The organism is Chitinophaga pinensis (assembly GCF_007896845.1).
Taxonomy (GTDB): Bacteria; Bacteroidota; Bacteroidia; order Chitinophagales; family Chitinophagaceae; genus Chitinophaga; species Chitinophaga pinensis_C.
Genome location: NZ_VOHS01000022.1, coordinates 12,501 through 29,024 on the forward strand (window position 1 = coordinate 12,501; position 16,524 = coordinate 29,024).

Consider the following 16,524-nt stretch of genomic DNA (forward strand, 5'->3'; position numbering starts at 1 on the left):
CGGGACGGAAAGACCCCGTGAACCTTCACTACAACTTAACATTGATTTTGAACAACAGATGTGTAGGATAGTTGGGAGACTATGAAGCAGCTTCGCCAGGAGTTGTGGAGTCAACGTTGAAATACCAACCTTCTGTTGTTTAGAGTCTAACTCGGCAACGAGGACATTGTTTGGTGGGTAGTTTGACTGGGGTGGTCGCCTCCTAAAAAGTAACGGAGGCTCGCAAAGGTACCCTCAGTACGGTTGGTAATCGTACGCAGAGCGCATTAGTAAAAGGGTGCTTGACTGTGAGGCCGACAAGCCGAGCAGGAGCGAAAGCTGGCTAAAGTGATCCGGTGGTTCTGTATGGAAGGGCCATCGCTCAAAGGATAAAAGGTACTCCGGGGATAACAGGCTGATCTCCCCCAAGAGCTCATATCGACGGGGAGGTTTGGCACCTCGATGTCGGTTCGTCACATCCTGGGGCTGGAGAAGGTCCCAAGGGTTCGGCTGTTCGCCGATTAAAGTGGCACGTGAACTGGGTTCAGAACGTCGCAAGACAGTTCGGTCCCTATCTGTTGTGATCGTTAGTAAATTGCGGGGACATGACCTTAGTACGAGAGGACCGGGTCGTACGTACCGCTGGTGTATCAGTTGTGCCGCCAGGTGCAGTGCTGAGTAGCTATGTACGGAAAGGATAAACGCTGAAAGCATCTAAGCGTGAAACCTACCTCAAGATGAGTTTACTTTTAAGGGCCGTCGGAGACTACGACGTTGATAGGCTACAGGTGTAAGGGTGGTAACATCGAAGCCGAGTAGTACTAATTGCCCGTAAGCTTTAATTTTATTTTTTTGTAAAGACTATTACAATTTCCCAATATGTTACCTTATTGGTCTTTAATCAGAATAACGCTGCAATAGTGCTGACAAAAGACGAGATCATACTAAAGATCTTATGGTGGTTTTGCCAAGGGTGTTCACCTCTTCCCATTCCGAACAGAGAAGTTAAGCCCCTTATGGCCGATGGTACTGCACAATCATGCGGGAGAGTAGGTAGCTGCCATATTTATTGAGAAAGCTCCGGACGAAAGTCTCGGAGCTTTTTTATTTTATACCTGTTTGTAATCTCTTATCTCCTTTTCTTTCTGAAATCATCATACCAGTGAGCAATGTTGATGGACGCACCCATACCAAAAGCCACAGGTTGAAAATATTCATTGAATTCATATCCACCATAAGTGTCGTCGTTTAACAGCAGCGAAAACATCAACTGCATCTGAAACTTGACATACTTGTACCCTACACGAAATGTAAATGCGGGTTCGTAAAAGGGGAGTGTTTTCGTACCGATGCTCATATAATTAATCCTCCTGTCTGGTTCACTTTCAAATGCCTTTGGGCCAGCATAAAGACTATAAAATTTCAGGATAGAAAAGCGGGAAGTAAAAGCCGCTTCAATAATCGGATGTGAAAAGCCAATACCAGGTTGTATAAAAAACTTATTAAAATGAGATCGTAGCAGATAATCATTGCGGATAGCATCAGGTGTATTATCATACCCTCTTTCGAGCGTTTTAAATGAGCCATTACCATAACCCGCATATACATCAAAGACCATCCTTTTTTTTAGATCTAATGGCTTAAAAAAGCCTACAGCCCCCTCTAATACACCGCCTCTGGTATTATCATCCACAAAAAGATCTTCTCCATCTGAATCTTCGATATTGATGTTATAGTCATAGACATACTGACCATTTGCCATAATTGCAATGTTATTGCTTACAGCAAATGCAGCCTGAAAATTGGTAGGAGATACGCTTCCTTTAAACTCATGTTTTTCCTTCAAAAGAGGCTCATTGACGGTATTGGGAACGTAGATATGGCTGTTGCACGCAGAGAGAATCAACAGCAGACTGCAACATGCAGTAGCAGGCAGGTTGAAATAGTTTCGCATAATGTAATGGGTTTAAGCGGTTACAGTTTTACTCGCTGGATTCCCTTTCAATCAGTTCCACAGGAAATACAAAGTGTTTGGTGATCTTCATGGTGTCTCCATAATTGATCAATTTCACAATTGTATCTACTGCTTTCTGTCCCATCTTATATCCGGATTGTTCGATAGTAGTAAGTGCAGGTGTAATGATTCTTGAAGACTGGTCATTGGAATAACCTACTACCTTGATTTGTTGAGGAATATCAACGTGTTGTCGTTTGGCTTCCTGAATAAATGCAACTGCTGATGTATCATTTGCAGCAAACAATCCATCAGGTCTTTCCTCTGCAGACAATAGTTCCTGAGAAGCCGTGGTAGCAGCTTCCGATGTGAGGTTGTGCACGTAAAGCAGCTGCTCATTAAAAGGTATATCATACTTTTCAAGTGCTGTCTTATAGCCACTTAGCCGCTGCTGATATAGATTACAGCTAAGTATACCTGAGAATAATGCGATACGTTTACAACCTTGTCTGATCAGATGTTCGGTAGCCAGAAATCCTCCCTTAAAGTCGTCTCCGGTAATGGTATAACCCGGGAATTCCGCAGGGACGCGGTCATAGAAAACCAGTGGAATATTATTCTTTATGAATGGAGTGAAATGTTCATAGTGTGTAGTGAACATAGAAGATACCGCAAGCAGACCGTCTACACGAAGAGAAAAGAAAGTATTGACAAGTTCTTTCTCCATTTCAACAGTATCATCAGATTGACCTATCACGATACTGAAGCCATACTTATGTGCTTCATGCTGGATACCACTAATGGCTGTACTTTGAAAATACATAGATGTACGTGGTACAATAAGCCCCAGAATGTTGGAACGGTTCTTTCGCAGACTGGATGCAATCCAGTTAGGTACATAGCCCATTTCGGTGGCCGTCTGGCGTACCTTGTCTCTGGTTTCCTGGTTGATCAGCTTATTGTTCTGCAATGCTCTCGATACCGTGGAAGCAGATAGGTTCAGCACTCTGGCAATGTCGTAGATAGTAATCTTAGTACTTCGTTCTTTCACATTCTTGAGGTTCAGTATATAAATATAGCGATATATTGAGCAACTTTTGTAACAAGCAACAGCATTATTTTCATAGCGTTAAATATTAGCAGTATAAAAGCAGAAAGGCTCCCATGTGGGAGCCTTTCTGCTTTTATACTAACGCATCATCATTTAGGTTCGAGTGCCTGACTGATTCTTTCAGCAAGATCGCTGAGATGATAGCGGCTCAGCGGATCCTGTATAGTTGCAGCTGCAGCACGGATATCGGTACGCAGTGATACAAGATGTGCACGGGCGATACTGCTTACATCTGATTTTGTCGGATCTGCAGGAGCAGGGCCGAACATGATAATCATGCCACCCATAGATGACTGATCTTTAGAGGCCAGCAGCTGAATAACATGATCAACATATGACTTCTGCAGGTTACGACGGAATACGTCGATATTCTTTCTGCTGTATACTTCACTGAAGATGCCTTTTTTCACATCATTCAGGAATGCGGTCGCCTGATAACTACCCGCGCCGTCATTCGCTTCATTGTTGATCAGCTTTACGAGTGTATTAGCACTCAGTATACGATCTAATACTGGTGTCTGACGTGCACCAACGATAGTGGTAGCGTTGTTTCCGGTACGGGATAAGATATCCTTATCAAGTAACCATTTAGGAGTAGTGAATACCTGATCGTTCAGGAATTGAACTGCTTCCAATTGTATTGCTTTTGGTACGGCTTCGTATACGCCACCTTCCTGTTCTACAGTTTTAGGTGTTTCGTATATGCCACCGATGTTCTTCGCGACATGTCCCAGATAGCGGCCGAATTGTGTATTCACTTCGCGGTAGAGTTCTGTAAGATTACCATAACCTTCATTCTCTTCTTTCGTCCAGGTGAGGAGGTTTGGCATGATGCGCTGCAGGTTTTTGATACCATATACACCTGATTTCATTGCATTATCACCAAGGTCTTCATTCTGTGATCTTGGATCATCTGGGTTCATTTCTGTACCAAACCAATACTTCTTCTCTTTCAACTTTTCAACAGTCCATTTGTTGAGCACTGCTTTTTCTGCATCTGCAGTAGTTGCGTCAGGGATGAGTTTATACCCCCATTCAATTGCCCATTTATCATAGAAGTTGATACGAGGGTAAAGATCAGTGCCGGAGATACCATCTTCTGGTTGTGCTACATAGTTAAAGCGCGCATAGTCCATAATAGAAGCTGCGAAGCCATTTTCTTTGGTCCATGCTTTATCCCTTAATTTCTCAGTAGGATAGGTAGAGCTGGAGCCGAAGTTATGACGCAGACCCAGTGTATGACCTACCTCGTGAGAAGATACAAATCTGATCAGCTCTCCCATCAGCTGGTCATCAAACTGCATTTTACGCGCACGCGGATCGTTAGGTGCACACTGTATAAAATACCAGTTACGCAGTAAACGCATTACGTTGTGATACCAGTTGATATGGCTTTCCATGATCTCACCGGAACGGGGATCGTGAATATGAGGGCCGCTGGCATTAGGAATATCAGAAGGCTTATAAACGATAGCAGAGAAACGGGCATCTTCCAGACTCCAGGTAGAATCTTCTTCACGCGTAGGCGCTACTTTCGCAACAACTGCATTCTTGAAACCCGCTTTTTCAAAAGCGGCCTGCCAATCATTTACACCCTGAATTAAATAAGGCACCCATTTTTTAGGCGTAGCAGGGTCTATATAAAATATGATAGGCTTTAGGGGTTCCACGAGTTCCCCGCGTTTATATCTATCGAGATCTTCAGGCTTAGGCTCCAATCTCCAACGGGTAACCATGGACAGGCGTTTAACACCCTGTGGATCCAGATCAAAGTCAGTCACTGATGTGGTGAAATAACCTACACGCGGATCAAAATATCTGGCTTTCATTGGTACAGATGGCAGCAGGATCATAGAGGAGTTCAGCTCCAGTGTAGCGTTTCCTCCCTGTACAGGCATGCCGGGACCAGCCTGACCACCAGATTTGGAATAGGTTTTCACCGTTTTGATCTCCGTATTGATAGGGTAAGACTTGACATCTACTATATATGACTTATCCTGTTGAACGGCGCCCAGTTTGAACATGCCTTTCACACGGGAGTCAAAGAAGAAGATATCATTATCACCCTGTATATATTCAGTGAGATCGATGACAGTACTTTTTCCTTTTTCAGAGAATGCTTTAATATCAAACGCAGCTGCAATTGGTTGTATGTTGGAATTCATTACAGCGTTAAACATTGGCTGACTGGAATCTCTGGAGATTTCAGAATAGGAAATGTTCTTCAGGAAGATACGGTTGTTGGGTCCTTTTTCAAACCGGATCACGTTTTCACCGATTTCATCTCCGCTGTAACCCATCATTGCAGCACGCAGACCTGCGGCTGATTTTGAGATACGGTTAACAACGAGTATGTCTCTTCCAAGGAGGGAATCAGCGATCTCAAAAAATACTTTGTCATCCTGCTTATAGATATTGAACAGACCGGAATCTGCTACAGCAGCTGATGTAATGACTTCGCTGAATTTTTTGGGAGCTGTTTTAGGACCGCTTTTGGCGGGCATAGGTGGACGTGCAGTCGAGTCTTTAGCGGGAATAGGTTCCTGTTGGGTCTTCTTTCGCTTTTGTGCTATCGACATTGTGTTGATACTCAGTATCAACAGAAGCGTACCAGCTGTTGTGGCGACGGTACGGATGGTGTTTTTCTTCATTTGCGTTTATTAAAAAAGGTCGGTTTAAACGAGATTTTGGCAGGTAGTGTTGAAAATACACATATTAAGCAGTAACTTATCGGGGAATTCCATGAACGCTTAAAATGTTACAGGAATGGAGATAGGGGGAATAAGCGGATACCAGGGGGATGAAAAATAATGGCATAGTGTTTATGAATAAATTTGTTGATATGGTATCTTTTATGCTTATATTACAGAGTGAATGAAATGCTGCAATAGCTCTATTACAAACGTTTTTCACCGGACAATGAAGGTTTCATTCCACGTTAAAAATGGTGAAACGGTTATGTAACAGGCTGTGATTATTTGGCGTTATAAGTAATGCAGAAAAAGTGAAAAACGACTCAAAGTGCGGATGGTGGCGGTTAAGGAGAGAAAAATGTCGCAGAAAATTTCTGTTGGAACATTTAAAAAATTTCTTAAATTGTGCGTCCAACTTTGAAAAAAATCAATAAATTTCAGGTTCCAAGGATATTAATCATAAGGGGTGTAACCCAATCTTTGATACAGGTTACAATTGACACATAAAGTGTATGCTCAATAAACAAGTGAATGGAAGGCTGTCTGATGGCGGCTTTCAGTGGCAGCGTTAAATTTTGTGAGTTTTTGAGAGCTGCACTTGTTTTTTTGGGTCAACCGTATAACTTTGCGAATCACGTATTTACATTGCAGAAATAACAAAAAACAATAGTTTAATCTTTAACACTAAAATTCAATCAACATGGCTGAGACTAAAACAACTGTGACTGCAGGTTCTGCCAAAGCAACTTCTCATCAACCTAAAAAGTCATCCAATGTATTCGCATTGCTGGCTGTACCTATCTGTATCGCTATAGGTGTACTCTTCTACATCTTTGTATTGGGTAGTCCTGATAACTTCCAGGGAGGTATCAAAGGTCCGAACGCGCATCCAGTTGAAGAGGGTATCGGAAAATGGTTCGCAACAGTTTATCAGGGTGGTGCTATTGTACCTATTCTTATTTCTGTATTACTGATCTGTGTTACTTTCGTAATTGAGCGTTTCCTGTATATCAGCAAAGCTAAAGGTAAGTTTAGCGGTGCTGACCTGGTAAGAAGAGTTCAGTTCCACCTGGCTAACAAAAACGTAGACGCAGCTCTGGCTGAGTGCGACAAACAGAAAGGTTCTGTAGGTAACGTAATGAAAGCTGGTCTGAAAAAGTACAAAGAAATGATCACCAACACTGAGCTGGATACTGAGCAGAAGATCCTGACGATCAAAAACGAGATCGAAGAAACAACCGCTCTGGAACTGCCAATGATGGAAAAGAACCTGGTGTTCCTGTCCACTATCGCTTCAGTAGCTACCCTGCTTGGTCTGTTCGGTACAGTATTGGGTATGATCAAATCCTTCTCTGCGATGTCAGCAGGTGGTGCTCCGGATTCTGCTAAACTGGCGTTAGGTATCTCCGAGGCGTTGATCAATACCGCTCTGGGTATCGGTACTTCCGCTATCGCGATCATCATGTATAACTTCTTTACTACCAATATCGACGGCATCACTTATGCAATCGACGAGTCTGGTTTCACTTTGACTCAGAGCTTCGCTGCTAACCACAAATAATTTTTAGATTATTTGTGTGGAAATCGCGCAGTTTTGAATCTATATAAAGTAAACTAAAAAAGGAGTAAAGATGCCTAAAGTTAAAATGCCCAGGAAGAGCACGCTGGTTGATATGACCGCGATGTGTGATGTGGCTTTCTTGCTGCTCACTTTCTTCATGCTGGCTACCAAATTTAAACCGGACGAGCCGGTAACTGTGGTAACTCCGTCTTCCATCAATACCAAACTGCTGCCAGATTCTGATGTAATCATGCTGACAGTTGATAAGGACGGTAAAATATTCTTCAGCATGGACGGCCAGCCTAAAAGGCAGCAGCTGATCAATGATCTGGACCAACAGTACAAGCTCGGTCTGAACGAAAAGGAAAAAAATAACTTTATCATTGGCTCCAGCATCGGTACCGATATTAAAAGCCTGAAGACTTACCTCGACATGAAACCTGAAGAGCGTAAGAAAGCTGGTCTTGAAAAAGGTATCCCTTCTGACTCTGCCAATAATGAAGTTGCTGTATGGATCGAGTATGCAAGATCTGCACAGGGTGGAAACCCTAAACTGCAGTACTGTATCAAAGCCGACAATGGTACCCCTTATCCTGTAATTAAGGATATTCTGGATACCTTCAAGGAGAAAAAGATTCAGAAGCTGAACCTGGTTACGAACCTGGAAGCTGCTCCTGCAGGATCTGCAGCAGCTATAGCTCGTGCCGAAGGAAAATCCGACGAATAAAACAGATTTCAAGTAAACGGCAGGCAGCATCGCGGTGTTGAGTTGCTATTGAAAACTAAAAAAAAGAGCTACTATGGCAGAAATGGATACCAGCAGTAGTGGTGGGAAAGGTAAACACCAGGGTACGAAATCCAAGAAGCAGTCTACACGCGTAGACATGACTCCAATGGTGGATCTCGGCTTTCTGCTAATCACTTTCTTCATGTTGACTACGACCATGAGCAAGCCCAAAACAATGGACTTGATCATGCCGAAAGATACGAAGGATGAGAAAGAGCAGAACAAGGTAAAAGAAAGTACTGCACTCACTATACTGCTTGGAAAAAAAGATCGCGTATACTACTACGAAGGTCTTGCACAGGACCCGAATGCTTCGGCAAATCCTGAATTTTTCAAAGCAACTACGTTTGCTAATACTGGCGGCATCAGAGATGTAATTATCAAAAAGCGTGATGAGGTTGCTCAATTAAGGAACTCAAAGGGAGAACCTGAAGATGTGGTGATTATCATTAAAGCTGATAATGATGCTACATACAAGGATTTCGTTGACATTCTGGACGAAATGGCCATTAACCGCATTCAACGTTATGCTACAGTTGACATCAGCGATCAGGATAAAACCTGGATCCAGCAAACTGAAACAGCTAACGGCGGTGGCTCCAAGTAATTTAGAAACAAATTCTTTGTATCCATCCTTAAAATTTAAACAATGGATTCCGCTAAAGTCTTAAAGTCCGATTTTCTGGATATCCTGTTTGAGAACAGGAATAAGGAATATGGGGCTTATGACCTCAGAAGACAATACGACAAAAGGGTACGTAACGCCGTTATCGGTAGTGCTGCTCTGATGTTGGTTGTAATCGCAGGTTATGCAATCAGTAATTATATCAACAAATTAGAACGGGAGAATCCTGATAGGAAACCTGTTATAGAGCAGATCAAGATGGAGGACGTGAAGATTCCGGATGATCCGAAAACTCCACCTCCACCTCCACCGCCACCTGCTCCACCACCACCGGTGAAGCCATCTGTACAATTCACTCCTCCTGTAATCAAGAAGGATGAAGAAGTACCAGAAGATGAAGTACCGCCTAAAATCAAGGAAATTGAGAATAAGGCAATCAGTACTAAAACTGTAGAAGGTGATCCTAACGGTATCGATCCGGGATTACTGGAAGATAGTAAAGGTACAGGTGTGGTAGAAGCTCCTCCTCCTCCTCCAAAAGAAGAGATCTTTACTTTCGTAGAACAGCCGCCTACCTTCCCCGGTGGTGAAGAAGCGCTGGCTAAGTTCCTGAGCAAAAACATCCACTATCCTCGCGTTGCGCAGGAAAATGCGATCTCAGGTACTGTGTTCGTACAGTTCGTAGTAGACTCAGAAGGTAACATCAAAGATGTGAAAACTGTAGGTGCTGCGAAAGGTGGTGGTCTGGAAGAAGAAGCAATCCGTGTGGTAAAAATAATGCCTAAATGGAAAGCTGGTAAACAGAACGGCCGTCAGGTATCTGTACAGTTCAACCTGCCTATCCGCTTTACGCTGCAAGAGTAGCAGAGAGCTAAGGATATTTATCTAAAACCCGGTCCCGGCATAGCCAGGACCGGGTTTTTCTATTTATTGGTATATTGCTGCCTGAATTGTGAAAAATTATGTTAGGGAATAATCTTACCGGATACGACGATACAATAGTGGCACTGGCTACAGCGCCAGGCATAGGAGCAATAGCAGTGATCCGCCTGAATGGCACAAAAGCTATTGATATCTGTAACTCCTTATTCCCCGCCAAAGATCTTCATCAACAGGCTGGTCATACCCTCCATTTTGGCTCCATCGTCGACCGTGGACGTACCATAGATGAGGTAGTAGTCAGCTTGTATAAAGCACCACGTTCCTATACAGGAGAAGAGATTGTAGAGATCTCCTGTCATGGCTCACCCTATATCCAGCAACAGATCATAGACGCCTGTATCCATGCCGGCGCCCGTATGGCTAAACCTGGCGAATATACCCTGCGCGCTTTCCTGAACGGTAAACTGGATCTTACACAAGCAGAGTCTGTGGCAGACCTGATCGCCAGTAACTCAGCCGCCAGTCACCAGACCGCTATGCAACAAATGAGAGGAGGCTTCTCTAAAGAACTGTATGCCCTCAGGGAACAACTGATCAGCTTCTCCGCACTCATAGAACTGGAACTGGACTTTAGTCAGGAAGATGTAGAATTTGCCGACCGTACTCAATTATATCGCCTCATTAATGAAGCCAACGAAGTAGTCCAACATCTGGTTGATTCCTTCCGTATGGGAAATGTCATTAAAAACGGTGTTAATACCGCTATCGTAGGCAAACCTAACGCGGGTAAGTCTACTTTACTGAATACCCTTCTGAATGAAAACAGGGCCATTGTAAGCGATATTGCCGGTACTACCCGTGATACCATTGAAGAGGTGTTGAATATTCAAGGTGTATTATTCCGCCTTATTGATACCGCTGGTATCCGCGAAAGCGCAGATGTGATCGAAAGCATTGGTGTACAAAAGACGATGGAAAAGATCCGGGAGGCAGGTGTAGTACTTTACCTTTTTGATGTAAATGAGACTTCACTGGCAGAGTTACAAGCACAGGTGGACGCGTTCGTAAACGAAGGAGTCAACTATCTGCTCATTGGCAACAAAACTGATATCAGCGGACTCGCCACTATGCGGGAGAAATTTGCTACGGTTGAAGGTATCCTCTTTATATCCGCCAAACAACATGAACACATACAGGAATTAAAAGATCGCCTTGTACAAAAAGTAATGAGCGGTGATATCAACACAGAGGATACAATCGTTACAAACGCCCGTCACTATGCAGCTTTACAGGAAGTATTGAAAGCGCTGCAGGATGTACGGTTCGGACTGGACAGTCAGTTGCCGGGCGATTTATTATCACTGGATATCAGAAGATGTCTGCATTATCTTGGAGAGATAACAGGACAGATCACAAATGAAGATCAGCTGGATTTTATATTCAGTAAGTTCTGTATAGGGAAATAAGATCCTCCATATCTGGAATGCTATATTTCTAATTCGAACGCCTGCAGAATCAAATGAAGGGGATTGAAAAAAGTATGCGTAGCTGATCCGGCAAATAACATTCCAACGGCACGTTGCTGGTGATTGATAAGCAATGATCCTGAATCGCCATATGCTCCCATGTGAGTGGTGATGATCTGATTATGGAAAACCGTATTCACGCCATAGCTACCCAGTGCCCAATAATCCACTTTAATACTTGCACTTGCTGCAACTACCGTTCCGCTGGTGACACCAGTTGTGCGGCCTGTTTTATAGACTACAGGGTTGTCTTCCAGACTCTGTATGCTGCCCAGCTCTTTTATTATCCCAATGTCTTTAACCTTATTAATACCCCCTTTTTCCTGCAGTGTGTAAGCAAGTGCAGCATCGCAAAAATTATTGTATAATGGCCCAAACCATAAAGGAATAAAATTTATCAGGTTGCCTATCTGATTATATGGATAAATACCTCCATCCAGTCTGGCTGGTGCTATTATAGGTGTGCCTATTGGCGCAAGGTTCAGGCTGGAAAAAACATGATTGCAACTGATGAAAAATCTACGATGTGTACCAATCTGCCCTTTCCTTCTGGCATAGATACATACCGTACCCACATCCGATATGATATTTGCACTGCTCTGTCCCGGTTGCATAGGCACCGGCAACAGCGGACTGGCTTCTTTAGAAGAAATAGTTGTCTGCATTGCACTAATATTAAAATTGGGGACTATGGCTTTCTCCATTTCTTCAACATCTACCATCACCTTGTGTCCATCAACAGGTAATGATTTCGGTAATATTCTCCAGGCCGGTAATATCTTTTCGGGCAGTTTTTGTGGTACAAACGCCTTCAGGCATATTTCCCCGGTTTCTTTACCTTTTACCCGTCGTCTGCCAATGCCAATAGCGTTAACATCTGGCTGGCCAATCAGGAGATTTTTGAATTTATTTAGTGCAACTCTGGAACGCAGATTTTTTCCTTGCAGCGGATTGTCAATATTTTCTTCCATAACAGATGACCATATTTAATGAACAAAAGAAAACTCCTTTTCCTGCCAGCTGTTGCAACCCCTGTGTATTTCCTGCCATGTATTATTATTAACATATCCATACCTAATGTACATGTCTACAATAGGAGTGATGAGTGCTTCAAACTCTGTCAAAGAAATTTGTAGCGCTTCTATTTCCCATTGAATATCTTTTATACCGACGATGGAAAATAATTCTGGTAACCCTCTGGCGGCAAAACCATTCTTTATAGCCCATAAACAGATGTCGGCTACCTTTCGTTCAGTTTTCGGATCGTTCGCGTGGAAGGAAAGGCTTGCCCAGTCAGTGTCGATAAAAACAATGCGGCCGTCATGTCTGGTCACTCTAGCCGCCTCTTCCAATGTTTCGGCTGCATCTTTTATAGATAAGTGCTGAAGTACTCTTTCACATCGACATGCATGGAAAAAATCACTTTCAAAATCTAAGTGATGTGAATGTCCTTGTATAAATTTCACCTGTGTTTGTCTGCCTGCTTTTATTGCCGATCTTGTAGATATCTCAATCATTCGTTCATCAGCATCCAATCCAACTACCTGACCTCCAATGCCTGTGATGTCACTCATCCTGAGTACATCCATACCTGTACCAGCGCCAATGTCTAAAGCTTTCATACCTTCTTGTAATTCCATCAACTCATAGCTCTTCTCCTTTATTTTTCTGATGGCGGGCCTTTCGTCGGCGGAATATAAGTATCCCGGAGAAAATGTTTTGTTCATGTTAAATTGGTTTAGTCAATTGGCTCAGACGATAGGCTCATCAGGTGGGGTGATATCGAAGGCGCCTTCTATAGGTGCTGCACTGACAAATGGATCAGATGCGCTTAATGGCCATGATAAATGTGCACCTTGCTTTGTTGCATCCCAAAAGGAAGAAGAAGTCTCGTCTGATTTTACATCAGTATGTACATCTGGTCGCCATACTCCGGTGAGTGGTGGAAAGAAACAAGGAGCAAGATCTGCGATATGTGGAGTTCCTTCTTGCTGGTTCCATGTCTTTAAATGATGAGGGCCATAGTAGGAACCTATTGGTGCGATGAGTGTACCGCTGTCTGTGAGTTGATCTGTAAATGCCTTTAGCATGTCAGGAATGGCGGCGCACACTACGATAGCATCAAATGGGGCATGCTCAGGCCATCCAAGCCGCCCATCACTGGATTTTTGTGAAATATTGTTAATCTCCAGTTCCCGGAATGCATCAGAGCTTAACCATAGTTGCCATGGATCATGTTCTACTGTAAAGACTTTGTCTGTCAACAAAGAAAGTATTGTCGTCACATAACCTGTCCCCGTAGCATATTCCAGTACCGTATTGGCATTACCATCAAGTACTGCTTGTGCAATTCTTGCTACTATGCTGGGTCTTGGCAGGAACGCAGAAGGTCCCCACAACTCTATATCTGCATAAGCCATACGCCACAATGCCGGAGGCGCAAAAGCATGTCGGGGAACAGCTGCTATTGCCGCCAGTACTTTCTCATCAAAAAGATGTAAGTTGTTCAGACTGTCAATCAGCTGATTCCTTGCATCTTCAAGATCAGGTAGATTTCTTTTCTCTAACAGCTTTTTGCTGTTTACTTGTTTTCCTGGGATATTTGATGTATCCATGTCAGTTATATTTATAATGATGATCAAAACTGGAGATAATACCAGATATGTGTTTTTCATCAATTAATTCTCCACAGGCAGCGGCATATGATAGTGACTGAATAACTCTTTTAGCTTTTATGTAGTCGGTTTGGTGAAAGGCATTAAATTTCTTGCGGAGTAATAATACATCATCCTTCCCAATCTGCAGATTGTAACAGATATCGGCTATCGGATCATGAACGAATACGCCCGTTTCAAGATCTGCAAATTCAGCACTAAGGGTTATATTGTGTTCAACGAGGGTATATATCCAATTAGGTGTATATCTGCTGACGCCCGGATGGTGATAATCATGTAAGAACCCATGTTCTTTTACCAGCCGCATTTGCTTGCCTAAACAAGTAGCAAACCATTCCAGATAGTCTTTTACTGATAGTGCTCCTCCCAATTCGCTGGAAATTCTTTTTCGTGCAAGGTCAAAAATTGAAGTGCAATATTTTTTGATGATCTGTTGCCGGTAATGCTGTGCGCGCGAAGAATAACCGTTTGTGCCCGGTTTAACGACTTTATAAAAATCATCGGCTGCAGCAGAGAATGATTCAAGGTCAGCAGCTGCGTGGCTTAACCTGTTTACCTGTTGATAGTCTGGCTCATTAGTATTATATCCCAGAAAATCGGCCATATCTTCAATAATCATAGAAGATATTCTCGCACTATGTTGCAGACTATGATAAAATCCGGCAATAGGATCGATTTGCTTTACGCGCAATACATTTCTGAAAGCCCGGATCATAATGGCCCTGCCAGAGAAAGTACCATCCATCATTTGTACCTGTTCTCCTTCCATCTCAATGATCGCAACAACCTTACACGCCCGGCAACCTATTGCATTCAGTTTGTCTGCAAGGTTTTTTCGATGCTCTGCTCTTATCACTGCCACTTTACCATCAGGATTTCTACCCACAGCGACGAAACCGTTGACGCTATAAGGTGTTAGCCCTATACCCGTCGCAGAAAAATCTTTATATTCAATCCCGTCCCTTAGTTGAAGCAGATCCACGAGGAACGTTCGTCCAACTCCCGGCTCTATCAAGCGTTTGCCGATGCCGCCATTTTCTGTTTTATTACTGTTATTATGATTTACTGTCCGGCAGAGGTAATAAAGCAGACTTTCATTCTGTTGTAACGGAGTGGGGGTGTCTGCTTTCATTTCAAACAGAGCTGGCCCCTCAAGCTGATTATCGAGGTAACGGAATTTTCCTTTATCATAGAAGTCGGTATATACAAATTCATGTCTGGCATCAATAGCGGGTAATATACTACTGAGAGGATGTTCGATACCATCCATATTGCCGTGTATATCTATTTTAAAGGTTACACTGTCACCGCTTTTTTCTAAATATACGCCCTGAATATCCTTGCCATGTACGGCGATCGGATCATTGTCAGAAGGCATCAGGTTACTGTTGATTTCACCAATAATCTTTTCTCTGACTGCTCCTATGCATAATTTATCGTTTGCCTCTGTTAAGCATAGTTTCCCATGAATATTTCTTTCAAAACAGGAGCTATACAAATCATTTTCTTCCCGCCTTAAACCTTGCATGGTAATTTGCCAGAAAAAGAATTGATCAGATTCGTATGCCGGATGTGCTCCACGGGAACAGTTGATAAAGTCGCTTATTCAGACGCTCTTCTTCCAATGGGTATTCTGCTATCACATCATGGAACTGATCCATCAACATTTCACCAGCGTTGTTGAACTTTGCGCGTGGCAGGATGCCGATCAATGTAGGCTTTAATGGATGAAGATCTGTATACCATAGCGTTGGGGTTGTATAAATTCATACCCGATCTTCTGCATAAGGTGAGTACGCGGAGCACTCTCAAATACAATTCCGAGTAAGCTGTTAAATGGCAACCGCGTCGCGGCTTGCAGATATAATACCTTATAACTGAGTGAAGGCCGGTATTATGTGACTGTTTTTGTGTAGCTCCTTTCCCAAGAAGTATAGCCGGAAAGAGTTCTTCTCCTCCTGTCCATTGGCATTCCATTATTTCTTCAGCTGTGCTTTTATCCGGTATTACTGTGATAGAGGTCGTTGCCTGTACCTCTCCGGAAGTATTATATGCACTAAGCACAATTCCGTTTCATCACAAGGTCCCCATTCAAGTGTCTCTGGTTTTAACAGTTTAAATTCAGGGGCTTTAGAATAAGTTTGTAGCCGAAGATTATAAATAGCTTTAGCCTCCTGACTGACAGACATGCGCACGCAATTGTTAGTCTCCATATAAATGAGATTATATGTGAATGGCTCAGGCGATATGGATCGCATTAAATGTCTAAAAAAGTACTATTAACGGTGTGGTATCGTGATATTTTAATATGAGATGGAAGTAACAACTAAAGTCAATTTATCGTGAATATCTTTAAATTTATTCAATCGAATCAATTGTCCGACTTATTAGTCTAATGGAAATTTTGAATGTTGGGGTAGTGACAATCTGTAAACAATATTAAGAAAAAAAATTGAAGATTGTATCAAACCGAAACAAATGGTTTTCAAAAGTCGAATTTATTATATGTGTTCCCCCGGGAATGATGATGACCTCAGAACATACCTTTTCTCGCAGACTTATCCTCCCCTGAATACACCACCTTACTCATATCAGTGAATGTCCCACATCCTTTTAAACCCCGGATAATGGTATGATCGGTCTTGATCTTCTGGCCCGACGGAAGACCGGATCAAAAAAGAGACAATTACCTAAAGAGCCGCATCAGTGCACAATAACCAACCTGTATTTG

At 42.8% G+C, this 16,524-nt stretch carries 13 protein-coding genes and 2 rRNA genes (1 of these 15 cut by a window edge); 7 read left to right on the forward strand and 8 right to left on the reverse strand.

What is annotated here, in order from left to right; all coding sequences use genetic code 11:
- Positions 1-824, forward strand: a 23S ribosomal RNA gene (locus FEF09_RS19605) (it extends 2,056 nt beyond the left edge of the window).
- A 109-nt stretch (positions 825-933) separates the two neighbouring features.
- Positions 934-1,045, forward strand: a 5S ribosomal RNA gene (rrf, locus tag FEF09_RS19610).
- A gap of 63 nt (positions 1,046-1,108) precedes the next feature.
- Here the strand turns inward: rrf and FEF09_RS19615 are convergent.
- From FEF09_RS19615 to FEF09_RS19625, 3 genes are all read right to left on the reverse strand, one after another.
- A complete protein-coding gene (locus FEF09_RS19615; RefSeq protein ID WP_146306682.1) occupies positions 1,109-1,933 on the reverse strand; it encodes a hypothetical protein in 825 nt (274 codons plus the stop codon).
- 28 nt (positions 1,934-1,961) lie between these two features.
- Complete coding sequence (locus FEF09_RS19620; RefSeq protein ID WP_146306683.1) at positions 1,962-2,984, reverse strand: LacI family DNA-binding transcriptional regulator; 1,023 nt, start codon at positions 2,982-2,984, stop codon at positions 1,962-1,964.
- A 149-nt stretch (positions 2,985-3,133) separates the two neighbouring features.
- Positions 3,134-5,695 (reverse strand): zinc-dependent metalloprotease, encoded by a 2,562-nt coding sequence (locus FEF09_RS19625; RefSeq protein ID WP_146306684.1) that lies wholly within the window; start codon positions 5,693-5,695, stop codon positions 3,134-3,136.
- A 742-nt stretch (positions 5,696-6,437) separates the two neighbouring features.
- Here FEF09_RS19625 and FEF09_RS19630 point away from each other — a divergent pair.
- From FEF09_RS19630 to mnmE, 5 genes are all read left to right on the forward strand, one after another.
- A complete protein-coding gene (locus tag FEF09_RS19630) occupies positions 6,438-7,298 on the forward strand; it encodes a MotA/TolQ/ExbB proton channel family protein (protein ID WP_146306685.1) in 861 nt (286 codons plus the stop codon).
- Between the two features lie 70 nt (positions 7,299-7,368).
- A complete protein-coding gene (locus FEF09_RS19635; RefSeq protein WP_012789100.1) occupies positions 7,369-8,025 on the forward strand; it encodes an ExbD/TolR family protein in 657 nt (218 codons plus the stop codon).
- Positions 8,026-8,098: 73 nt separating this feature from the next.
- Complete coding sequence (locus tag FEF09_RS19640; RefSeq protein ID WP_012789101.1) at positions 8,099-8,692, forward strand: ExbD/TolR family protein; 594 nt, start codon at positions 8,099-8,101, stop codon at positions 8,690-8,692.
- Between the two features lie 42 nt (positions 8,693-8,734).
- Entirely contained in the window at positions 8,735-9,574 is an 840-nt protein-coding gene (locus FEF09_RS19645) for an energy transducer TonB (RefSeq protein ID WP_012789102.1), read from the forward strand.
- A 98-nt stretch (positions 9,575-9,672) separates the two neighbouring features.
- Positions 9,673-11,058: a tRNA uridine-5-carboxymethylaminomethyl(34) synthesis GTPase MnmE gene (gene mnmE, locus FEF09_RS19650; RefSeq protein WP_146306686.1), complete on the forward strand. Its 1,386-nt coding sequence runs from the start codon at positions 9,673-9,675 to the stop codon at positions 11,056-11,058.
- Positions 11,059-11,078: 20 nt separating this feature from the next.
- Here the strand turns inward: mnmE and FEF09_RS19655 are convergent, their stop codons facing one another.
- From FEF09_RS19655 to FEF09_RS30815, 5 genes are all read right to left on the reverse strand, one after another.
- Positions 11,079-12,089 (reverse strand): hypothetical protein, encoded by a 1,011-nt coding sequence (locus tag FEF09_RS19655; protein WP_146306687.1) that lies wholly within the window; start codon positions 12,087-12,089, stop codon positions 11,079-11,081.
- A 15-nt stretch (positions 12,090-12,104) separates the two neighbouring features.
- Positions 12,105-12,845 (reverse strand): methyltransferase domain-containing protein, encoded by a 741-nt coding sequence (locus tag FEF09_RS19660; RefSeq protein ID WP_146306688.1) that lies wholly within the window; start codon positions 12,843-12,845, stop codon positions 12,105-12,107.
- A gap of 24 nt (positions 12,846-12,869) precedes the next feature.
- Positions 12,870-13,733: a protein-L-isoaspartate O-methyltransferase family protein gene (locus FEF09_RS19665; RefSeq protein ID WP_186774415.1), complete on the reverse strand. Its 864-nt coding sequence runs from the start codon at positions 13,731-13,733 to the stop codon at positions 12,870-12,872.
- A gap of 1 nt (position 13,734) precedes the next feature.
- A complete protein-coding gene (locus tag FEF09_RS19670) occupies positions 13,735-15,171 on the reverse strand; it encodes a protein adenylyltransferase SelO family protein (RefSeq protein ID WP_186774416.1) in 1,437 nt (478 codons plus the stop codon).
- Between the two features lie 175 nt (positions 15,172-15,346).
- Entirely contained in the window at positions 15,347-15,505 is a 159-nt protein-coding gene (locus FEF09_RS30815; RefSeq protein ID WP_186774417.1) for a hypothetical protein, read from the reverse strand.
- Between the last annotated feature and the right edge of the window lie 1,019 nt (positions 15,506-16,524).